General features: G+C 45.8%; 23 protein-coding genes. 3 read left to right on the top strand and 20 right to left on the bottom strand.

What is annotated here, in order from left to right; translation table 11 throughout:
- Positions 1 to 15: 15 nt before the first annotated feature.
- The 17 genes from rlmD to AR337_RS13235 form a co-directional block, all read right to left on the bottom strand.
- The gene (rlmD, locus tag AR337_RS13315) at positions 16 to 1,401 is read right to left on the bottom strand and encodes a 23S rRNA (uracil(1939)-C(5))-methyltransferase RlmD (protein ID WP_059172504.1); all 1,386 of its coding nucleotides are present in this window, start codon (positions 1,399 to 1,401) and stop codon (positions 16 to 18) included.
- A gap of 73 nt (positions 1,402 to 1,474) precedes the next feature.
- Positions 1,475 to 2,338 carry a DNA-3-methyladenine glycosylase gene (locus AR337_RS13310; RefSeq protein ID WP_059172503.1) on the bottom strand — a complete coding sequence of 288 codons (864 nt, stop codon included), beginning with the start codon at positions 2,336 to 2,338 and terminating at the stop codon, positions 1,475 to 1,477.
- A gap of 704 nt (positions 2,339 to 3,042) precedes the next feature.
- Positions 3,043 to 3,630, bottom strand: a complete 588-nt coding sequence (locus AR337_RS13305; protein ID WP_059172502.1) for a uridine kinase — start codon at positions 3,628 to 3,630, stop codon at positions 3,043 to 3,045.
- Between the two features lie 117 nt (positions 3,631 to 3,747).
- Positions 3,748 to 3,954 (bottom strand): hypothetical protein, encoded by a 207-nt coding sequence (locus tag AR337_RS13300; RefSeq protein WP_059172501.1) that lies wholly within the window; start codon positions 3,952 to 3,954, stop codon positions 3,748 to 3,750.
- Between the two features lie 51 nt (positions 3,955 to 4,005).
- A complete protein-coding gene (locus tag AR337_RS13295) occupies positions 4,006 to 4,410 on the bottom strand; it encodes a hypothetical protein (protein ID WP_059172500.1) in 405 nt (134 codons plus the stop codon).
- A 77-nt stretch (positions 4,411 to 4,487) separates the two neighbouring features.
- The gene (locus tag AR337_RS13290) at positions 4,488 to 5,024 is read right to left on the bottom strand and encodes a hypothetical protein (RefSeq protein WP_059172499.1); all 537 of its coding nucleotides are present in this window, start codon (positions 5,022 to 5,024) and stop codon (positions 4,488 to 4,490) included.
- A 55-nt stretch (positions 5,025 to 5,079) separates the two neighbouring features.
- Positions 5,080 to 5,673, bottom strand: a complete 594-nt coding sequence (locus AR337_RS13285; protein WP_059172498.1) for a hypothetical protein — start codon at positions 5,671 to 5,673, stop codon at positions 5,080 to 5,082.
- Between the two features lie 157 nt (positions 5,674 to 5,830).
- Positions 5,831 to 6,616 carry a delta-lactam-biosynthetic de-N-acetylase gene (pdaA, locus tag AR337_RS13280; protein ID WP_059172497.1) on the bottom strand — a complete coding sequence of 262 codons (786 nt, stop codon included), beginning with the start codon at positions 6,614 to 6,616 and terminating at the stop codon, positions 5,831 to 5,833.
- Positions 6,617 to 6,808: 192 nt separating this feature from the next.
- Positions 6,809 to 8,356: a fumarate hydratase gene (locus AR337_RS13275; RefSeq protein ID WP_059172496.1), complete on the bottom strand. Its 1,548-nt coding sequence runs from the start codon at positions 8,354 to 8,356 to the stop codon at positions 6,809 to 6,811.
- Positions 8,357 to 8,504: 148 nt separating this feature from the next.
- Positions 8,505 to 8,690, bottom strand: coding sequence for an SE1561 family protein (locus tag AR337_RS13270; RefSeq protein ID WP_059172495.1), 186 nt, complete (start codon positions 8,688 to 8,690; stop codon positions 8,505 to 8,507).
- A 63-nt stretch (positions 8,691 to 8,753) separates the two neighbouring features.
- Positions 8,754 to 10,433 carry a gamma-glutamyltransferase gene (gene ggt, locus AR337_RS13265; RefSeq protein WP_059172494.1) on the bottom strand — a complete coding sequence of 560 codons (1,680 nt, stop codon included), beginning with the start codon at positions 10,431 to 10,433 and terminating at the stop codon, positions 8,754 to 8,756.
- A gap of 141 nt (positions 10,434 to 10,574) precedes the next feature.
- Complete coding sequence (locus AR337_RS13260; protein ID WP_059172493.1) at positions 10,575 to 10,979, bottom strand: PH domain-containing protein; 405 nt, start codon at positions 10,977 to 10,979, stop codon at positions 10,575 to 10,577.
- Positions 10,980 to 11,120: 141 nt separating this feature from the next.
- Positions 11,121 to 11,846 carry a hypothetical protein gene (locus tag AR337_RS13255; RefSeq protein WP_059172492.1) on the bottom strand — a complete coding sequence of 242 codons (726 nt, stop codon included), beginning with the start codon at positions 11,844 to 11,846 and terminating at the stop codon, positions 11,121 to 11,123.
- Positions 11,847 to 12,109: 263 nt separating this feature from the next.
- A complete protein-coding gene (locus AR337_RS13250) occupies positions 12,110 to 12,856 on the bottom strand; it encodes a YfkD famly protein (RefSeq protein WP_253701759.1) in 747 nt (248 codons plus the stop codon).
- Positions 12,857 to 12,968: 112 nt separating this feature from the next.
- Positions 12,969 to 13,604 (bottom strand): YitT family protein, encoded by a 636-nt coding sequence (locus tag AR337_RS13245; RefSeq protein WP_059172490.1) that lies wholly within the window; start codon positions 13,602 to 13,604, stop codon positions 12,969 to 12,971.
- Between the two features lie 314 nt (positions 13,605 to 13,918).
- On the bottom strand, positions 13,919 to 14,956 hold the full coding sequence (gene cax / locus AR337_RS13240; protein WP_172797551.1) for a calcium/proton exchanger: 1,038 nt from the start codon (positions 14,954 to 14,956) through the stop codon (positions 13,919 to 13,921).
- A 78-nt stretch (positions 14,957 to 15,034) separates the two neighbouring features.
- Positions 15,035 to 15,424, bottom strand: coding sequence for an OsmC family protein (locus tag AR337_RS13235; protein ID WP_059172488.1), 390 nt, complete (start codon positions 15,422 to 15,424; stop codon positions 15,035 to 15,037).
- 158 nt (positions 15,425 to 15,582) lie between these two features.
- On the opposite strand from AR337_RS13235, the gene AR337_RS13230 reads away from it, so the two are divergent.
- Both AR337_RS13230 and AR337_RS13225 read left to right on the top strand, forming a co-directional pair.
- On the top strand, positions 15,583 to 16,761 hold the full coding sequence (locus AR337_RS13230) for an MFS transporter (protein ID WP_059172487.1): 1,179 nt from the start codon (positions 15,583 to 15,585) through the stop codon (positions 16,759 to 16,761).
- A 182-nt stretch (positions 16,762 to 16,943) separates the two neighbouring features.
- Positions 16,944 to 18,857, top strand: coding sequence for a heavy metal translocating P-type ATPase (locus AR337_RS13225; RefSeq protein WP_059172486.1), 1,914 nt, complete (start codon positions 16,944 to 16,946; stop codon positions 18,855 to 18,857).
- Positions 18,858 to 19,280: 423 nt separating this feature from the next.
- Here the strand turns inward: AR337_RS13225 and AR337_RS13220 are convergent, their stop codons facing one another.
- Complete coding sequence (locus tag AR337_RS13220) at positions 19,281 to 20,102, bottom strand: YihY/virulence factor BrkB family protein (RefSeq protein ID WP_059172753.1); 822 nt, start codon at positions 20,100 to 20,102, stop codon at positions 19,281 to 19,283.
- A 34-nt stretch (positions 20,103 to 20,136) separates the two neighbouring features.
- Positions 20,137 to 20,577 carry a hypothetical protein gene (locus tag AR337_RS13215; protein WP_059172485.1) on the bottom strand — a complete coding sequence of 147 codons (441 nt, stop codon included), beginning with the start codon at positions 20,575 to 20,577 and terminating at the stop codon, positions 20,137 to 20,139.
- A 249-nt stretch (positions 20,578 to 20,826) separates the two neighbouring features.
- On the opposite strand from AR337_RS13215, the gene AR337_RS13210 reads away from it, so the two are divergent.
- Positions 20,827 to 21,051 carry a DUF1128 domain-containing protein gene (locus AR337_RS13210; RefSeq protein WP_059172752.1) on the top strand — a complete coding sequence of 75 codons (225 nt, stop codon included), beginning with the start codon at positions 20,827 to 20,829 and terminating at the stop codon, positions 21,049 to 21,051.
- 96 nt (positions 21,052 to 21,147) lie between these two features.
- On the opposite strand, the gene map is transcribed toward AR337_RS13210, so the two are convergent.
- Entirely contained in the window at positions 21,148 to 21,897 is a 750-nt protein-coding gene (gene map / locus AR337_RS13205) for a type I methionyl aminopeptidase (RefSeq protein ID WP_059172484.1), read from the bottom strand.
- Between the last annotated feature and the right edge of the window lie 158 nt (positions 21,898 to 22,055).

Genomic DNA, 22,055 nt, shown 5'->3' with positions numbered 1-22,055 from the left:
TTTATGTAAACTTTGCTAATATTTTTTCAGTTCTAACTTCGACACACACTCCACATGAGCCGTCTGCGGAAACATATCAACCGGTTGAATGTATTCAACTTTGAATTTCGTGCTTAATGTCTGGATATCCCTCGCAAGCGTTGATGGATTGCAGGACACATAGACGATTTTCTTTGGTTTTACCTTTAACAGTGTTTCAAGCAGCTTGCCGTCGAGACCTGTCCGTGGCGGGTCGACGATGACAACGTCCGGGCGCCAGCCTTCTTTCGTCCATTTCGGCAGCCATTCTTCCGCTTTGCCTGTTACATATTTTGCGTGTTTGATGCCGTGGCGCGCAGCGTTTTTCTTTGCGTCTTCGATTGATTCGGGGATAATGTCCATTCCCCGGATTTCGCCTGCCTGGCCTGCGACCCAAAGGCCAATCGTTCCAACCCCGCAGTATGCGTCGACGACCTTTTCCACCCCGGTCAGCTCGGCCGCCCTTTTCACTTCATCATACAGCTTAACTGTTTGAACAGGATTCAGCTGGAAGAACGTCCTTGCTGAAAGCTCGAACTGCAAATCGCCGAGTGTTTCCTGGATAAAGTCGCTTCCGGACAAGGTGGCTGTCTCTTTTCCAAAAATCAAAGACGTTCTTTCTCCGTTGATATTTTGGACAATCGACTTAACGCCAGGCAGCCTCTTCGTAATTTCTTCTATTAGTATTTCCTTTTTGGGAATGTCCTTTTGCGTGGTAATCAGGACAACTTGGAGCTCCTGGGACTGGATGCCGACGCGGGTGACGATGGTCCGGACAATTCCTTTCCGAGATTTTTCGTTATAAATCGGAATGTGGAGATCCTGCAGAATTTGCCGTACCTTTAATGTTGCTTCGGTCGTCGCGGAATGCTGTACGGCACATTGCTCAATGTTGATGAGCTTATGCGAATTCAGTCCGTATAGGCCAGCGAGCACCTTGCCTTTTTCGACGCCGATCTGGAAGCTGCTTTTGTTTCGGTATGCCCACGGGTCTTCCATGCCGATCATCGAGCGGACATCGAGTTCATCTAGGTTCAGCTTTGTATGGCGCTCGAGTGACTGCAGGACGATGTCGCGCTTTTCGATGAGCTGTCGTTCATACTTGAGATGCTGAAGCTGGCAGCCACCGCACTGTTCAAAAACTGGGCATGGCGGCGCCACCCGGAACGGTGACGCTTTGCGGATTTTTTTTATTCGGGCTTCAGCGAACTTCGGATTGATTTTGGTCGCTTCGACGACGACTTCCTCACCGGGAAGCGCGCCGGGAACAAAGACAACCTGCCTTTTGAAATAACCGACGCCTTCCCCATTAATGCCGAGCCTTTTGATTGTTAGCGGAAAGGTTTGCTTTGGTTCTATTTTAATTGCCTGTTCTTTTTTCATGTTGTTCAACTCCGTTTACTTCCCTCATAATAAAATGAGGCACTGGATACGTCCCCTGCTTCATTGCTTCACTTTACTCAATACTTCTCCATAGGTAGAGGGATGCGTAGCTTAGGTATGGTTCCCAGCCGGTTTTGTAGCGTTCCATTTCTTCATTGGTTGGTTTTCGTTCGAGCTGGTATAGTTTTTTGAGTGCGTTTTGGATGCCGATGTCCGCCATTGGAAACAGGTTTTGACGGCCGAGGCCAAAAAGCAGGAAATTCTGGATGGTCCATGCGCCGATTCCGCGTATTTTGATCAGCTTGTCAAAAATAACTTGCTCATCCTCATGCTTTAAAGCTTCGATATCCAAACCGCCCTCTGTGACAGCCTTGGCAATGTCGATGCAATATTCCGCTTTCCTGCCGCTGAATTGCATCTCCCTGAGTTCTTCAACTGTCAGCGCGGCAACCGTCTCAGGTGACGGATAGAACCAGGCACCGTCTTTTTCAAACCCGTATTTCATGACGAATCGTTGCGTTAACTTAATCGCAAACGCCAAATTGAGCTGCTGGTGGATGATGCATTTCAGCAGGCATCCGAACGGATCGAAGTCAAGAATAAGCGGCGTGCCGATATGCTCATCAAAAATCATGTTGAGGTCAGTTTTACCAAAATGCTCGTGAATATCCTTTAACGGCACTTCCCACTGGAATACCTCGGCAAGCCGTTTGATGATGCGCTCTTTATCCCCGCTTTCGGCTTCGATTACGAAGCTTGGCTGATTGGTTGTACCAGTCGCGGTGACGGTAGCCGTAAAAGCTCCGCCAGCCTGTTTGATTGGAACCTTAATTGTCCTGTTTTCAAGATTGAGGGCATTGAGCGGGTCCATTGATAGCCGGTCAAGGACCCTGTCAAAATTATACGGGCCGTCTATTTGAATTGATTCCTGCCACACACTAGTTTCCCCTTTGTCCATTTTCCCTGATTATAGCATGATTTCCTGCGATGGCCTAAGACACGGTCAATAACTAAAAAAAAGATGCTGGCCAAGAATAATATCTTTAACCAGCATCCAATCATCTATTTAGAATTAGGCGAGAACCCTCGTGACTTCAGTCATGAGATGAATCACCTTCGGATACGGTCTAGTGCTATAAATCATTTGGTTTTTGTACTAGACTAAGTATCCGACAGGTAAGCCAATCTTTCGTAAAGCTCAATATAGATGCTATAATATAACTAGAAATTGTTCTTTGAAAACTGAACATACAGGGTTGATGCAGGAAAAGCTCTGCATCGTCAAATGTTCAAGCAACAAGAACAAAAACCGTTACATGTAGCGATAGCCAAGCACATGTGATAGATTAAACGGGGTTTGCTTGGTTCCTCGTCAAACAGTTCACCTCTTAAAGAAGGTGATTAATTCGGTATGCCAACGGGCGTATATTGGGCTGTTGATACCAGAAGGCGATTTTTGCCTTCACAAGCTCGTGACTTCAGTCATGAGTTGTTGACGTGCAACCTCTGGTAAATGTATTTCTAAATCATCACCATTAAGTGAATATGACCCAGTAATATTAACAAAATTGAATAAATCATTAATGGAATAATGCCGCTAATTGCCAATTTCATCTCATCCCGAATGCCTTAAACACGATATTACTTCATCCCATCGATTACCACGTCTGCCCGCTCATGCGGTTTATGGGCTTCCACATATATCTGTTCCGCAACCATCCAGTCATTTACCCAACGATCCCTAGCCCCTTCGCCATCCCGCTCAAGCCCTCTTTGTAGCCTGACGTCATACGGGCAATCCACGAAAATCGTGAAATCGTAGTAATCCGCCAGTTCATGCCGTGTCGAGGATATCCCTTCAATAATGACAACTCCGCCTACAGGGGCGGTATGCCATTCAGCAAGCTGATCACTATTCCAATCGTAACGCTGGTAGCTACCTTCTTTATCCTGGCTCAACGGCAGCAGCACCTGATTTAATACCCGCTGCCAGTCAAAATCTGCGCCAACAGGCTTTTCCTGTGGCGGTCCTTTTATGATTTGGGCCGAAAGAAAGTAAAAATCGTCCATATGGACAACGATTGTATCTGTTCTAGCTTCCTTCAGCTTTCTGGCAAGAGTGCTTTTGCCAGAACCCCCGCATCCATCAACCCCGATAAGTAACGTCGATTGCTTTCTCGGAAGTGTATCAATCGCCACTGCCAACTGTTCAAATGTCTCTATTCGCATATCGTTTGCTTCCCCCTTTGCAATCCGCCTTTGCTTACCATTTCTCCCCACAATCACGGGACGTATTTTTTGGGAAAGTATTAAATGGCTGTGTCCCTTTACCTTATATTGAAGTTATTATAAAGTACCCTTAAACTTCTCAGGTTTTTTTACATAGCTCTCAATTATATACCCGCATCTTGTACAAAGAATATATTCTACATCCGAACCTAGACTCATTTTATTCATCGGATACATAACCCCCTGTCCACTATGCTTCCCCTTACCTAGTTCAGTTCCACCGCATTTTGGGCATTGTGTTATCGCAGCTATCGAACGATTCATTTTTTAAACCTCCCTGAAGTTTATCTTCTAATCATAGCCACCTATCCAAACTTAAAGTTCAATTATATACGTTGCTATTTTCTTTACGATGCTTTTGCCAGCACTGACGAAATTATAAACATTGCAAAATGCGTACTGGCGGCCATCCTCTATTTTAAACGTTCCATTTACAGCACCTGATTTGCCATGTGTAATAATATCTAACACTTCTATTTCGACTATTTTCCAAATAAAATCTTTTTTTAGTTTATCTGCAAGTTTATCTTTCCCGATGATCGTTGTGTTTCCAACCAGTTGCCAATGGATATGATCTGTGACACTATCTGCAATGAACTCTATATCCTTTTTGGCAATGGCAATAATAAATTCTATAAGAAATCTTTTTTTAGGAGAGTTACCGCAGTCTTCAGGGAATACAAACTTTATCCCACGGCCATCACTGGATGTATTTTTCATTTTAAAAAACTCCTTGCTATCTTTGCGGTATTCTTTGGCTCTTCTACAGCCTTAATTTTTAATTTCGGAACCCCATTCTATTTCCCTTTAACATGGACCACAATTGTGCCAAAATAGTTACTGCCAATGGATACTTCCAAACGCCACGTCCCCGGTTTGGATAATGACATATTGGAAGGCCTTGAACTGTCAGAACCTCTAACCCCGTCTGGGCTGTAGTCCAGCTTTCCATAATTCCATACTTTTTTCACATTCGCTGTACCGGCATTTTCAACCAGTGCTTTTTCCTTTACCCCGGTCTCTTTATGTGTCGCGACAACTTTGAATTCGCCGCCTTCTATCGTCTGTTCATCACTCCAAAAATGCCAAAGCCATTTGTTTGTTTCTCCTTCGATAAACTCCGGTCCAACAATCCCTACTTTTTTATCCTCTCCAATTAGTAAATCTCCTTCGGAAGTTGTAAATTCAGGTGACAGCTCCCATTGCCGGGAATCTTCAGCTACAGGCTGACTCTTGGTATTAGCGCCTGCATAATCTTTGTTTTCCAGGCATCCCGATAAAACGAAAATGAGCAGCGGCCAAAAACAGGCAAATACCCATTTGGATTTTTTCATACGATCACCTCTAGGGAAAATTTACGAATCTATTCTAAAACAGGAGAATTCTTTCTTACTCATAATAATTATCTGTAACTTTAACCTGATTTTTTTCCAATTTTTCTAAAACTCTGCTCTCAATTCCCCTAAAATCCTCATATGGGACGACGAAATGTTTATTGCTAGTCGTAATGAACTCATAGCTCTCCAAGTACTTTGCGTTGTCGCCGGTTCTTACTGCATGAACTTGTTTTACTTCTTTAAAACTGTTCCATTCATAGGTATCTGTATGGTTGAACGATTTCAGTTCATTGTAATGAAGCCCCTTATCATCGAAGTAGTAATAGTTGGTAGCCCCGACCATGAACACGGGTATACTAAATAATAGGAGCACCAATGTAATCCACTTCATAAATTTCAGCTCGTATCTGTATTGAATAAAAAGATGCATAAACATGACAAGCGCAATCCAAACCATCCCCGCCATAAATGTTATATACCCCTGGCCTGGCGCCACAAATAGCCATTGCTCACGGTTTTGAAAAAAAGAATTATGTATCAGAAAAACAATTATAAAGGGCATAAAAAAACTGCTGATCAGCAAAATAATCGCCCAAACAACCATTACCGCAGGGCTTTTTTCAGTTTTCGTCATTAAGTTGCTCATGTGTAACCTCCGTAGGTCTAATCGTGTTTTTTAAAACTTATTCCATGTCCCTCCCTACAATAGATTTATGGAAATTATTGTACCACTTTTTAACAATAATTGGGTTTAATATGCCTATTATTAATAAAAAAGAACTGCATCGCTGCAGTTCTTTTGATCAATTTGCCTTCTGCTTTTTTGCCAAATGATCGAGGGTTTTGAATTTGTAGCCTTTGGCTTTAAGATCGACAATCACTTTTTCGAGAGCGTCGGCGTTGTCTTTAGAGACGGAATGGAGCAGGATAACCGCGCCTGGGTGAATCTGTTTCATAATATTGTCATACGAATATTGCCAACCTCTTTGCTGGTTTACATTCCAGTCAACAAATGCCAGCGACCATAACACATGTGTATAACCCGCTTCCTTGCTAACCGCCATTGACCTGTCGCTGAATGTTCCACGGGGCGGACGGACATAGGCCATTTTCTTTTTGCCGGTCAGCTCCTGATAGGCAGCTCGGACACGCTCAAGTTCTTCCTTTATTTTTGCGTCAGGAATTTTTGTAAAATCGGGGTGCCCCCACGAATGGTTTCCGACAATATGCCCTTCCTTTACCATTCGCTCCACATATTCCGGCGCGCTCTCGATGTAGTGGCCCGTAACGAAAAATGCTGCGGGGACTTTTTCTTTTTTTAGAACATCGAGAACCTTTTCTGTATAACCGTTCTCATAGCCATTGTCGAAAGTGAGATAGACGATTTTCTCGTCCGGGCTTCCCTTGTAAAATGCTCCGTTTTTTTCGAGGAGTGCTTCATATTGCCAGCCTGCATCCGCCTGCTGTTCATTTTGGCCGCGCTTGAAACCCCAGCCGAACGGTGTTGATGATGTCTCTCCGTGTGTCTTTTTGGGAATAAAAGCAAGCATTATGCAAACTGCAATCAACAGCATGTACAATTTTTTCATTCGCAAATCCCTCCAAACCCAATATCCCTTAGTGTTTGGAATCATTGTCGATTATACTGATGGCAATATTTTCTCTATATCCGACAGACTTCCCATCCTCACGTATTTCCCGGGAAATTCCGTCATTTTCTTTAATATTGCAAAAAAACGACAGCCTAACTAGGTCAGGACTGTCATTTTATCAGAATATTCTTATTTAAATACCGGTTCTTTGAACTCTGCAAGCTTTTCGAGCGAGGACTTGTCGACATCTGCATGAAGGCTGTTTCCGTGAGAATCCATGGTGACAACAGCTGTAAAGCCTTCAACCTTCAAATGCCACATTGCTTCCGGGATTCCGAACTGCATCAGGTCGACTCCTTCGACAGATTTAATGCAATCCGCGTAATACTGTGCCGCACCGCCAATTGCGTTCAAATAAACTCCGCCATGTTCGTGAAGAGCGGCAAGTGTTTTCGGCCCCATTCCGCCTTTTCCGATAACGGCGCGAATGCCGAATTTCTTCATTATATCGCCCTGATAAGGCTCTTCGCGGATACTTGTTGTCGGGCCGGCTGCCTTCACATGCCATTTTCCTTCTTCATCCTTCAGCATAACCGGTCCGCAGTGGTAAATGACCTGTCCGTTCAAATCGACTGGGGAATCGTTGGTCGACAAATATTTATGGATTGCGTCACGGCCTGTATACATCATTCCGTTAATTTGGACAACGTCGCCAACCTTCAGGCTGCGGATTTGTTCTTCGGTGATTGGTGCCTGAAGTGTGATAACCCCTTCGGAGGCAGCGGCGGTTTCCTGTGCTGCGAGCGTTTGCTCCTGTTTAAAATCAATCATCTCGCCTTCCTGATACATCCAATCATTAATTTCCCCGGTCTCAGGATTAACATTGACTCCAAGGCGGCGGAATGCCCAGCAGTTGTAGGCAACCGACACAAAGAAGCTGGCAGGAATTCGGTTCATAACGCCAATTTTACAGCCAAGAAGGGTTGTTTCCCCGCCAAAGCCCATGGTGCCGATGCCAAGCTTGTTGGCATTTTCCATAACATATTCCTCAAGCTTGCGAAGTTCTTCATTGGGATTCACGTCATCATTGGAACGGAAAAGCTGTTCCTTGGCAAGGTCATAACCGGAAGAACGGTCACCGCCAATGCCAACGCCGATGAATCCTGCGCTGCATCCCTGTCCCTGTGCCTGGTAGACGGAATGCATAATGCATTTGCGTATTCCATCGAGGTCACGGCCCGCACGGCCAAGCCCTTCAAGCTCGCAAGGCAGACTGTATTGGATATTTTTATTTTCACAACCCCCGCCTTTCAAAATCAAGCGGACATCGATATAGTCCTTTTCCCATTGTTCAAACTTAATGACAGGCGTTCCACCGCCGAGGTTGTCGCCGCTGTTTTCCCCTGTCAGCGAGTCCACGGAATTCGGGCGAAGCTTGCCGGCCTTTGTAGCCAAAGCAATTGCTTCTTGGATTGCAGCCTTCATCTGGATCTGGTTCGCGCCAACCGGGGTCTTGATTTTGAACGTTGGCAGCCCCGTGTCCTGGCAAATCGGCGAGACCTGTTCATCCGCCATTTTAATATTGTTCGTAATCGTCGCAAGGCTCATTGCCGAACGAGTTCCGGCATTTTCACGCTCTGCCGCACCCTTAATTGCCCGGCGGACATCCTTTGGCAGCTTTGTAGACGTTTCCACAATCAGCTTGTACATGCTCTCTCGAAAATTTTCTATGTTCACTGTCTTCTCCCCCTTGTTTCAACAGCTAAAATATGTAGTGCAAATAATTCCCATCATTGTTCATTATACTCCGAATGGGGAGGGGATTAAAGTATGTTTGTTTCTTAAATTCATTCAGCCATTTAAAAAACCCCGCTCGCGGCGGGGTTTAGAGGTCGCGATTATTGAATTCGCGTACTTTGGATTCGATGTCGTCAATGATTTCGAGCAGGCGGTCGATGTCGTCGACGTCCGCTTCTTCAGGTTCAATCGCTTCAAGCAGTTCCATGAACATGTTCAGGCGTTGTTTCAGGAAGGTTACTTGTGTGTCTTTATCAGTAATGTCTTTGCCCAAGTGTTTCGCTCCTTTCGTCTCGACTACCATCCTATCCGAAAACGAACTGTTTTTCTAGTCCTATTATTCCACTTTAGGCAAAAAATCAATCCCGATTGCCGTCCCTTCCCGGCTTGAATCGGATGCGCCGTACATCATTCCCGCCTCCAGGCCAAACTGGATCGCCTGGACATTCCCGATCACATGCGGTTCATTGCCAAACTCGAAATTCATTGATTCAAGCTTCCCTTTGGCCAGCATGTCGATTCCATTTTCCCAGGACAGCAGCATACCTGGCGTAGAGAAGATACGTGGTTCTTCTATCGCGTCCTTCAAATCCATGCCGAAATCAATGAAGTTCACGATTGTCTGGAAAACGGATGCAATAATTGTCGGTCCGCCCGGTGAGCCTAACGTCAGAACCGGCTTGCCATCTTTAAATAGAATCGTCGGGCATTTGCAGCTGACCGGCCGTTTTCCTGGTCTCGGTTCGTTTACTCCCCCTGGAATCGCATCGAAATCGGTCAATTCATTGTTCAGGAAAAAACCATAGCCTGGAACCATGATGCCAGTCCCGAATGGATGCTCAACCGTTGACGTGCATGCAACAATGTTTCCCCATTGGTCGGCGACCGTAAAGTGGCTCGTTTCGCTTTTTTCCTCGTCATTCGGCTGCCTGACGACCGGACGCCCTTCCCCCTTTTCATATTTCCATGGATTTCCAAAATCGATATCCAGATTCCTGAATTCAAAGTTGATGTATTCTAACCGCTCGGCAAGGTAGCGTTCGTCCGCCATCCCTTTCAATGGAATTTTGTTGAAGCGCGGGTCGGCAATGTAAGCAATTTTATCAGAAAAAGCAAGCCTCATCGCTTCGGTGAACAAATAATACTTCTCCCAAGAACGCGGCCCATAGGAAGCGAGATCAAACTTCTCCAGCAGCTTTAGGATATAAAGCAGGCTTGGCCCTCCTGCGGTTGGCGGGCTTGCGGCTGCAATTTCATATCCTCTGTAGGAGCCACGGATTGGTTCATCAACAGTGTGTCGGTACTTTTTCAAATCATCAAGCGTCAGGAAGCCACCAAGGCTTTGAACTTCATCGACAATCGCTTCCGCAATTTCCCCTTCATAAAAAGCGGCAACGCCATCTTTTTGCAATATACGGAACGTTCTCGCAAGGTTCGGCTTTTTCACCGGCTCGCCTTCCTGAAGCCTTGTCCCTTCGGTAAAATAAAACTTCCGGGCTTCATCACCTAGCCTATATTCGAATTCATCAAGTGCATTCATAAAAACCCAATTGAGCGGAATGCCATCCTCACAGGCTTTTGCGGAAGGTTCAATGAGTTCCGCAAGCGGCTTGCTCCCATATTCCTTTAGGGCTGCGTCCATCGCTTTCAGGATTCCAGGGATGGCGACCGCGGTTGCGTGGGTAGATCGTTCCCTGAAAGGAATGACCTCCCCGTTCTCGTCAAGGAACATTTCCGGGTGAACTGCAGCCGGGGCTTCCGAATGACCGTCAAAAATTTTAATGTCCCCGCTTTCCTTATGGTAGACCATAAAGAAGCCTGAACCGCCAATGCCCGTCATCATCGGCTCGCCGACATTCAGGGCAAACTGGATAGCTACGGCGGCATCGATGGCATTTCCACCCTCTTCAAGAACCTTGGCTCCGATTTCGGTCGCCAACGGATGGGCTGTAGCCACCATCCCGTATTTCCCTGTTGCTGTTTCTCTTTCTATGCAGCATCTTTCTGATCGTGCCAAATGCCTCGTCTCCCCTCTACGTCCATAGTCTTATACCAAGTTAGTACCCTTTGTTCCTTTTATAGAAACTGGAGGTCAATGGCAAAATCGAGACAATCTGGCTGGCTTTTTGTTTTTAAAAAAGAACAGCCCGTTGGCTGCTCAAGTTTTGACTGAATCTGTCTGAATGGTTGGATTAACTTCTTTTAGGAGGTTTATAAAGTCTTGCTCATCCTTTGGGGAAACGTAAACCAATCCATATTTGCTAAACGTAATCTCCAGCCTTTTTATGGAAAGGGCATAGGAAGCGAGCAGGCTGTTGCTTCTTCTGATTTTCTCAATTTCTTTAATCGGAATATTCCTCTTGAACGGACCGCTTCGGACAATCAGCAGATCTCCCTCAATCTTATAGCCTGTTGAAAACCAAAGCCAAAGCAAAAACGCGGCAATTGGCAATGTTGTAATAGGTGAACCATTTCCCTTTGAAAACAGTGGAATAAAGCACACAAGTATCGATAACAAAATAATCAATGTAAGCCAAGCATCCTTCTTTGATGGAAAATACACTAATATGCCTCCCTATTATTCTGCTAAACCAAACTTACCCTTTACGACCAGTTTCTACAAGATGTTTTTTATGCAATAAAGACTGGGAAACTAAATGAACCAGCGGGATAATCCCGCTGGTTCATTTATGGTCAGGTTGTATTAATACTTTTCGTCTTTGTCGTGGTTCGGCGACTCCTGTCCGCCAGTTGTGTGCTTGCCTTTATCGTTCGAATAGCCAAGCCCGCCTGATTTTTCCGATTCGAATGAATCATCACTCGCCGACATATCAACCGATTCGGACGATACGGATGAGTTGTCAAGTCCGGTTGAGCCAGTCAACGAGCCTGATGCCTTTCCTAAATAGGTTTCGGACATCGATGATTTCACCGAGCTTCCTGATTGCGATGACAAGGAGTTGTCAGTACCCGATCCAGTTGGTGCTGCAGCTTTCAATTCAGAGCCTGCTTCCGCTACCTTTGAACCGATTTGCTTTACTTCACCTTTAAAGCCCATGACAGTGTCGAGAGCATCCTTTGAGATATCCTTCACATCAGACACTTTTCCGAATAGGTCGCTGTTCAGGCGGTCGTACAGCTGTTGCGCGTCAGCAATTGCTTCCTTTAGAACGTTGGATGCCTGCTGGAACTGTGATACCATCTGATCCTTTACCTCAGTGGGGTTTTGCTTTACTTCCGTAAACATGTTCTTAGAGGTATTCTTCAGGTCTACAGCTGTTTCTTTCAAGCTGTTTCGCGTTGAAGAATCGAGAAGGGTCAGAACTCCTCCAATTACACCGCCAATTACGATTCCTTTCAGCAATTTGCTGTTCTTTTCGTTTTCAGAGTAGCCATAATTCTGGTTGTTTTGGTTTTCATACTCGTTCATGTCCTATTCCTCCTTAAATCATTTATAAGTAAAGTTTAGCCTGTTTGTGTATTTCCCGGTCTGGGGCTTACCTAAACAAACAATCGGGGAATTTCCAGGATATACAATAGGGTTAGCAGGCCCTTTAAGCCAAAATCCACAAACTTTTGTCAGGTCTTTTGGACAAAGAAAGGCATAACAAAAAAAACTGAGACTGAACAAAGTAACCATTAAAAAAGGCCACTTCGGTATGACCCGAAATAGCCTTTTTACAAAACATTCACTTACCTTGGCCGTTCGCTTGCCGCAAAACTGAAGGATACGTAGTCCTGGATTGGAATCCAGGCTCCGATTCCCTGGGACGTAACGTTTTTGATGACCAGTGTCTTTTTGTTGCCCTTTAGCATCAGGTAAACCTCGCCGTAAGTGATTTTCCCCTTTTCGTTGATCGCTGGCGCGTACGCATACAGATAGCCAAGCCGTTTCCTCGGAATATTGTAAATCTGGTCCTTCTTCGTACCGAGGCCAATGACGGTTTCGAAGGCTAGCGGCAGGTTTGATTTGCTGGCAGCTTTTATAAGCATCATTTTTTTCACTTCATCGGCATTCGGGACTTTTGCCGTCAGGCCGCCTTTGATGACCTTCTGGGCTTCCTGTACATAATGGATTTGGTACGGCTTTTCTCCGCCTCTGTTGTCAAAGTAATTAGTATTAATTCGCTGGTATTCCCAATTTGGCGATGTCTCCGATGATTCATAGTTCAGCGGCCATTGGCCAAGATAGATGATGGCCTTATAGCCAAGGGCAAACGGAGTGCTATTGACAGAAGTTTCGTTCAGCATCCTGATCAGATTCGGATTTTCGATTTTCACCCTAGATGACTCTATAAGCTTTTTTGCAAACTCACTCGGCTGGAGAAGCGGCTCGTCCTGGTTCGGGTTCGGGTACGTGTTTTCCTTCGTAATATTCATGACCCCTTCTGGAACCAGCCTCTTCGGCACCGCTTTCTCGGCGGAGGCCGGTGAGATGATTGACAATGCTAATGTAAACAGAATAAAAATGACATATTTTTTTCCCACAAAAAAGAACTCCTTTCACAAAGTGCATTTGTATTGCCCTTAGTGTTTTCGGAGTTCGGTGATATTATCCAATTTCAGGTCTTTTTTTGGTAGAAGCGAGCAGCCTGTTCAGTAATTTCTCAAATGGAGGGTAGAAAAGCTGGATGACTGGGCCGATTGCAAAGGTGATAATCAGTGTTCCGAGCCCAATAGGTCCGCTTAAAATCAGCGCGAGGATAAGGGCGATTAGTTCCCCAATCGTTTTAGCCGTCATGATGTTAACATTCATCCTTTTCTTAATGCCCATCATTAAATTATCAATTGGATTAAGAGGGAATTTTGGCTGAAGGTAAAGGGCCGCGCCTATTCCAATGACGATGATGCCAGAGAGGAACATTGAAAGCTGCTCAATGAGCCCTGAAGGTTCCCAGCCTCCAAGGAATAAGAACATCCATAGATCGATCATTGAGCCTATGGCGAAAATGATTCCAATTGCAAGGAATTCCGGTCTGCTTTTATGAAGAAAGGCATTTACACCGATTAGTATGGCTCCGACAATCATAACCCAGCGCCCAATCGATAAGCCGACTAATTCTGTTAAAGCAACGTTCAGCGCATCCCAGGCTCCCGCTCCAAAATCAGCGACAATTGTCATGCAGACGCCAAACGTTAAGATGATTAACCCTATGAAAAAAAATGAAAAACGATAAAATAGCGCCATTTTACTCTCCTTTTAAAAATAATGAAAAAGTAATATTCAGAATGTTTACAACAATTAAATAATAGTGTATACTAACGTTATCTTATAAAAGGAGGGCAGGATCAACTCGCTGGCAACTTTCCATAAAAGGAGGCAGGGATACACTAATTTATGTTGACTGAGAATGATTTTACCATATTAAGCATGAAGGTTGGTGGTTGTTCCCTAAATAATAGCGAATTGATTGACGACCCTTATAGGCGCAAGTTGAATAGTTGAGAAAAAATGGCTCCGGGCGCAATGCTCAGGGCCATTTTTGTGTTGCTCGATGCATTTTAAAGGAGGAAGAAACCGATTCCCATGATAATGTAAGCCGCTAAAAGCGTTAGACCTTCAAACCAGTTTGATTCCCCATCATTTGAAATAATGATCATCAACAGGACGGCAGAAGCCATTGCGACTAGCTCTGGCAGGGTGAATACGAGCGGCATAGAATCCTTGAACAGCAAAGAAATAAGGACTAGGACAGGCGCGACAAACATTGCGATTTGCAATGTCGAACCGATTGCAATTTCAACCGCTATGTCCATCTTGTTTTTCCAGGCGAAAATGAGGGCGGATGCGTGCTCGGCCGCGTTACCGACAATCGCCACAATGATGACCCCAATGAACAGCTCGGTCCAGCCAAAAGATTCCGCAACCGCTTGGAATGTATGGACAAGGTTTTCGGATACATAGGCAACCGTGACTGTAGCAAGGGCTAGGATGATGATTGCCTTCTTCTTGCTCCATTCCGGTTCTTCCTCATGTCCGCCACCGCCACTTTCACTTTGGTAAACCCCGCGATGGGTGACAAGCTTGAAGAAGAGCGCAGCCAGGTACAGTGCAATCAGAATGATGGAAATCCCGACACTTAATGAAATCGTCTTTCCTTCATCCATCCCCATCGAAAACACTTCCGGGATAACGAACGCGACGAGGACGGCAAACATCAGCAATCCTGAGTTATGGCGCGCATCATAGACGTTAAAGGTTTGGCGCTTGAACTTGATTCCGCCAATGAAAAAGGATAGCCCGGCAACCAGCAGCAGGTTCCCAAGAACGGAACCGGTCAGAGATGCCAGTACAACGCCGGTCAGGCCGGCCTTGAGGGCAAATATCGAGATGATCAGCTCGACCGCGTTCCCGAAAGTAGCGTTCAAAAGTCCGCCAACCCTCGGCCCTGCGACGATGGCTAGGCTTTCTGTCGCCCTGCCCATATAGCTTGCCAGTGCAATGATGGTTAAACAGTAAATGACAAATAGGATTGTGCTCGGCCAATGCATAAGGCTTCCAATAACGGATAGTGGAACGCCGATAAAGGTCATTATCATAAAAATTTTATTCGCCACAAAATTCCCTCTCAATCCATATGTAGATGTTAATTCTACCTTTACCCGCGTTTCCTACATTTATTCTCTATTGACCAGCTCGAACGTCTCTTTAATGTTGATGCTGCCTTTTACAGATTGGGCCATCGAGCAGTTTTTCCCGACAAGCTCAAGGGCTTTGTGGATTTGCTTTTCGTCTAGACCTTTACCGGTAATTGTGAAATGGATATGGATGGTTTGAATCCTATTTGCCTCGCTCTCTTTCCGGTCGACTTCTGTACGGATCTCGATATCCTCGACCTGCAGCCTCTTTTTCTCAAGGATTGTCCTCAGGACTCCTCCGCTGCATACAGCTACGGATGCGGCCATCAGCTGATATGGCCTGAAACCTGCCTCTTCATTTCCCGATACGTCCAGGCGCCCGAACGGGAGCTCCGTATAAAAACCGACTTCTTTCATTTTAAAATTCACCAAGATCACCTCTTCATATTATTTTCTCCAAAAGTATCTTGTTTAGAGAGTACAACAAATCGTTTTTACGGAAAAGTTTTTTCCCTCTTCCCGCTTGCAAAAAGGAGCGTTAACAGATACCATCAACTTTGACATTCTAGTAAATTGAGGTTTTCATCATGAAAAAAAATCCCGCTGCCCATTTTTGGATTCTCGTCAGCACAGTCGGCATCTCTGGTATCTCACAGGGCATGCTGCTTCCACTTATCGCAATTATTTTTGAAAACGATGGGCTCTCTTCATCCTTGAATGGAATGAACGCAACCGCCCTTTATATTGGAATATTATTGGCTTCCCCTTTCATGGAGGCGCCGCTTAGGCGGTTTGGCTATAAGCCGATTATCCTCGCAGGGGGGCTTAGCGTCGCTGTAGCCCTGGCCCTGTTCCCGGTCTGGAAAAGTTTCTGGTTTTGGTTTATGCTGCGGTTTCTTATCGGTGTCGGTGACCATATGCTCCATTTCGGCGCACAGACATGGATAACGGCATCCTCACCGGAAAACCGCCGCGGCAGGAATGTGTCAGTGTACGGACTTTTCTTTGGGATGGGTTTTGCCATTGGGCCTCTGTTAACAAGGCTTGTTGAAATCAACGAGGCCCTTCCATTCATAGTTTCTTCTGTGCTATCGATCATATCCTGGCTGTTTGTCTGGCTGTTGCGGAACGATTCACCGGATACGGATGGAGCGGGGTATACGGGTTCCTATTTGGGCACCTTTTCCCGTTTCGGGCAGGTTTTAAAAATTGCATGGGTTTCATTGCTGCCTCCGCTTGGGTATGGATTCCTTGAAGCCTCCCTGAATGGGAACTTCCCCGTTTTGGCATTGAGGAACGGACTCGATATTTCCGCGGTATCAATCATCTTGCCAGCATTCTCAATCGGCGGGATCCTTTTCCAGTTCCCGCTTGGCATCATGAGCGATAGGTTCGGAAGGCGGAACGTATTAATGGGTATTATGCTGACCGGCTTTTTATGCTTTATTGCAGCAGGCATTTTTCATACTACCGCCCTTGGCCTATTGATTTGCTTCTTTTTAGCGGGAATGGCAGTAGGCACAACGTTCTCGCTCGGAATTAGCTATATGGCGGACTTGCTGCCGAAACAGCTCCTTCCTGCCGGGAATCTGATGTGCGGAATCTTTTTTAGCCTCGGCAGTATGTCAGGCCCATTCATTGGCGGACTGGCCATCCAGTTCACTGATGGCGCAACGTTCTTTTATATGATCAGTGCGCTGCTGCTTGTGATTTTTGCCGCGCTCTACTTTTTCAAACAGCCCGAACCAGCTCAAGGTGTGGCATAGCCGGGTAAAGATTTATCAAACGGAGCTGTTTTCCTTTTCCTTTGCATATACTATATGATAGAATAATTATAAATTAGAAATTAAATGTTTTATGCTGCTATCGCTTGTCGGTGGCAGCTTTCGTCATTTTATAAGGGTATTGATTATGATTCTTTTTCTCAATTAGAAGGAGGGAAACGAAAATGGAAGCGGAAGCTAGAGTTAATGAACGGGAAGGCCACCAGAGCGCTCTTTTACAAAAAATACTTCCCCATGCGGAACTGATAGCCGCTGCAATAAGCGGAATCCTCATCCTCACTGGCTGGCTGCTTGGCAAAAATGGCCTTGAGGCAGCGAGTGTCACATCGTATTTGGCCGCGTTTGTGATTGGCGGTTTTGCAAAGGCAAAGGAAGGCATCGAGGCGACGATCGAGGATAAAGAGCTGAATGTCGAAATGCTGATGGTCTTCGCCGCGATCGGATCTGCACTTATCGGCTACTGGGCGGAGGGTGCGATTTTGATTTTCATCTTCGCGGTCAGCGGCGCCCTTGAAACGTACACAATGAACAAAAGCCACAAAGAGATTTCGTCGTTGATGGAACTCCAGCCCGAGGAAGCCCTCCTGATTACTAGCAGCGGTGAAAGGAAAGTAGGGGTTTCGGAACTGGCGGTTGGCGATGCGATATTGGTAAAACCAGGTGAGCGTGTCCCGGCAGACGGAATCATTGAAAAAGGCGAATCCAGCATTGACCAGGCCGCGATTACCGGTGAATCCGTCCCGGTTGTAAAAGGCTTGCGCGACGAGGTTTTTGCCGGAACGGTAAATATGACTGGCGCAATTACCGTCAAAGTCTCGAAGGCGAGCAATGAAACACTTTTTCATAAAATTATTCAGCTTGTCCAGACGGCCCAAAGCGAAAAGTCCCCCTCCCAGCTTTTCATCGAACGATTTGAAGGTTCGTATGTAAAGATTGTTTTGGCGGTTGTGGCGCTGATGATGGTCGTACCAAATTTCGTACTTGGCTGGGGCTGGCAGGAATCCTTCTACCGGGCGATGATCCTATTGGTCGTTGCCTCGCCTTGTGCCCTTGTTGCTTCAATCATGCCAGCGACCTTGTCCGCGATTTCAAACGGGGCCAGGCATGGAATCCTTGTCAAAGGCGGAGTCCATCTTGAAAATTTAAGCAACCTGAACGCGATTGCTTTTGATAAGACCGGAACGCTGACGAAAGGAAAGCCCGAAGTGACTGAATTCATTCTTGCGGATGGATTCTCTGAAAGCGACCTGCTCTGGAAGGCGGCTTCTGTCGAAAACCAGTCCAACCATCCCCTGGCGAAGGCGATTGTCTCTTTTGCAAAAACACGCTTTGAAAATGAGATGGTCCAGCCGGATAAAATGGAAGATATGCCAGGTTGGGGCATTTCGGCTGAAATTGGCGGAGAATCGTGGAAGATTGGCAAGGCGGGGTTTATTGGCGAGGGAGCCGCTGTGCTTGGCGGCGAACGGGCTGAACGGCTTGCGGCTGAAGGAAATACACTTGTCTATATCAGTGTTGATGGCGTACCTGCCGGGATGCTGGCGTTGAAGGATGTCGTCCGCGAGAAAACGATGCGTGCCATTGGCGAATTGGCCAATGAAGGCATCTATACGGTGATGCTGACAGGCGACAGTGAAACGACTGCCAAAGCGATTGCCGCAGAGAGTGGTGTCGATGAATATTTTGCCGAATGCCTGCCCGAAGAGAAGGTAAATAAGTTAAAAGAACTTATGAACCGGTATACAACCGTGGCTATGGTCGGCGATGGAATCAATGACGCCCCCGCCCTCGCAACTGCAAATGTTGGGATTGCAATGGGGGAAGGAACGGATGTTGCGCTTGAAACAGCGGATATTGTCTTGATGAAAAACGATTTGCCTAAAATAGCTGAAGCGATTCGCCTTTCTCGCCGGATGAACCGGATCATCAAGCAGAACGTTGTGTTTTCGATTTTGGTTATTATGGTGCTGATTGCGTCGAACTTCCTACAGGTTTTGGATTTGCCTTATGGAGTTATCGGGCATGAAGGCAGTACAATTTTAGTTATATTGAACAGCTTGAGGCTGTTGAGGTCGTAAGTTAAGAGTTTTGCAGATAAAGGCAGCCCGCACTTCGGTGTTGGCTGCTTTTTTTCTTGGACTTGGATTATGAAATTGGGAGTGGTCAGGGGTAGACGACTAGTGATTAATGGCTATAAAGTTTTATCTCTTATAGTAGGGGTCTGGCCCGGACTACCTTTTTTAAAAGGGATAGTTGTATTTCACTAGTGAACAGAACCCTGAAACCGTTAGTTTACTAGTAAAACCAGGTGCAAAGTCTACTTATAACTAGTGATTAATGGCTATGAGGTTTCAGGATATATAGTCGGTGTCTGACACCGACTATTTTCCAAAAGTAACGATGGTGATTAATCACTAGCCATTCACTATGAGGAAATACACAAATCTTTTAAACTTGAAAAAAGGATGCTGCCCCTATAAAAAGGCACAGCATCCTTTCGATTAGCAATTTTCTTTTGCTTTTTCCGAGTAGAAGGCGTTAATTTCCCCGCCTATTATGATGATCAAACCGGTCAGGAAGAGCCAGATCATTAGGATGATGATTGCCCCGATGCTGCCGTATGTTGCGGTGTAATTGCCAAAATTGTTTACATAGAATGAAAAGAGCAGTGAAACGACTGTCCAGCCGACCGTTGCAAAAATGGCGCCGGGCACAGCGGATTTGCATTTCATTCTAACATTTGGCGCTACCCAGTAAAGGACGGTGAATATGCCAAAAAGAATCACAGTGCTGACAATCCAGCGTAGGGCCGCCCAAACGGCCAGGAATTGTTCACTAAGGCCGAATTGCGAAAATAAAAACAGCCCGATTGCTTTACCGAATACAGGCAGTACTAGTGCAACGATAAAGACAGTGATCATTCCAAAGGTGAAGAGGATTGCCATTCCGCGTGCCACAATGAAGGGACGGCTCTCCTTCACGTTATAGGCTTTATTGAACGCGCGGACGAGTGCGTTGATTCCATTTGATGCGGACCAAATTGTCCCGATGATCCCGATGGACAACAGCCCGCCGCTTCTTTTTTCCAATACAGTCGCAAGGTTTTTCTCAATCATGGCCATTGCCTCTTCCGGTGCGTACCGGCTGATTGCCTCGAGGATGTCATGATGGGGAATTGGCAAATACGGAAGAAGCGTGAACAGGAAAATCAGCAATGGGAACATGGAAAGAAGGAAGTAATAGGCCAGTTGTGCTGCCAGCCCAGGCAGGTCATCCTCCTGAATTCGGTGCCAGAGCTGTTTGAAGATATTCTTGCTGAACAAACGGCTGACATTCTCGACTCTTTCCTCTATTGCCTCATGTGCCAACAGTATCAGCTTCCTTGAGGACTACTTCGCTTAATACCGGCTCATCGCCATCGCTATCGGATTTGGCACCGCCCGCCATGGCAGACACAGTTTCCGGAGCATTGCTATCTTCTTTTTTAACAAAAGTATCCTTCGTCTCCTTCAGGATGCCAACCAGCTGCGGTGTTGTGCCGCGCAGCTCCTCTACTTTTCCTGCAATATAAACAATATCATCGTTCATTTGTTCAACAGTGGTTTGAATTTTCTTAGCAGCGTCACGGATTGAATTTGTAATTTCGCCAGGGTTTTTCACTGCATAGGATAAGTTGGTGGTAGTTTTCTTTGCCCCTTCAAAAACGGCTGTGCGCGTCTCTTTGTTAAAAAGGCTAATTGCACCGCCCGCGAGTGCCCCCCAGACAACTGCTTTCCAAAATTTGCTTGTACCTGCCATCAGCAATCTCTCCTTCATCTGCACGTTTTCCTACACATACTCTTTTACTCATTTACTCAATTAACCATCAGTTCCTACGCCATAATTCCTGGTACTATCCTTCCCGCTTTCAGGGACAGGCAAACATGGTGCGTTCTTCTCTGTCTGTTGAAAGATGTCTACTAATTGGTCGCGGGACAGCCTCCGCTGTTGACATTTTCCCTTCCCCATGGAAAGATGAAATTACGAAAAACAGGAAGGGTGAACGGAATGGACTTATCAAAGAAATCAACCGAAAACGTTGCATATATGATTGAAAAAATAAAAGATAAACTAAAGGTAATGAACCTGGGAGCAATCAAGCCCTCCCATTTCGATGAAAATATGTATGAAGAGCTAACCGAAATTTATGAAATGGTCATGCGGAAAAACTCCTTTTCCACAAGCGAAATGCAGGCACTCGCAGAAGAACTCGGAAACCTCCGAAAACAATGACACTCGTGATGCATCAATTTGGTGCATCATTTTTTTTTGGTGCCTGGCACCCGGTTTGGACAGAATACGTCCCAACGAAGTGCCAGACACATAGTGTTATTCTTGGTTAGTCAGGATGAGTGGGCCGTCTTTGGTGATAGCGATGGTATGTTCATATTGTGCAGAGTAGGTGCCGTCCACGGTTCTTGCGGTCCAGCCGTTCATATCCATTTTGGTTGCCCATGCGCCGATGTTGACCATTGGTTCAATAGTGAAGACCATGCCTTCTTTCAGGCGAGCGCCTTTGCCTGGCAACCCGAAGTGCGGCACGTCGGGCTTTTCATGGATGGAGGAACCGATGCCATGCCCGATGAAATCCCGGACGACAGAGAAGCCTTCCCCCTCAACATAATGCTGGATAGCGTGGCCGATATCGCCTATCCTTGCCCCGATGACAGATTGTTCAATTCCTTTATACAGGGATTCTTTCGTGACATCAAGCAACCGCTTCACTTCATCACTTACATTACCGACCGGATAGCTCCATGCTGAATCCGCAAGCGCGCCGTTTAGATTGACGACCATATCGACTGTAACAATATCACCATCCACCAGTGGTTCCTTCCTCGGAAATCCGTGGCAAACTTCATCATTGACGCTTGCACAAGTGGCAAATTCATACCCCCGGTATCCTTTCTGCTCGGGAGTGGCTCCGTGCTTTTTCAAAAATTCTTCCGTAAACTGATCGATTTCCCATGTGGTTATGCCAGGCTTAATGATGCCAGCTATCTCCCTATGGCAAGCAGCCAGGACCTCACCCGCCTTTTTCATCATGGCGATTTCTCTTGGTGATTTAAGGACAATCATGCTTTTCCCGCCTTTGCGCAAATTTCATTTTCTCGTTTACTATATGCTTTTCACGATTAAATGCTGTCATACCTATAGTATCGTTCTTTTTCTCATTTTCAAAGTGCTTGTTTTGCGCAATTGGCTTCCTGTTGTTTCATCCAAGAACAAAATGCGCA

This window comes from Bacillus sp. FJAT-27445 (assembly GCF_001510665.1).
GTDB lineage: Bacteria > Bacillota > Bacilli > Bacillales > Cytobacillaceae > Bacillus_D.
Note: the sequence above shows the minus strand (reverse complement) of the source record. Positions and strands in the feature narration are given on the sequence as shown.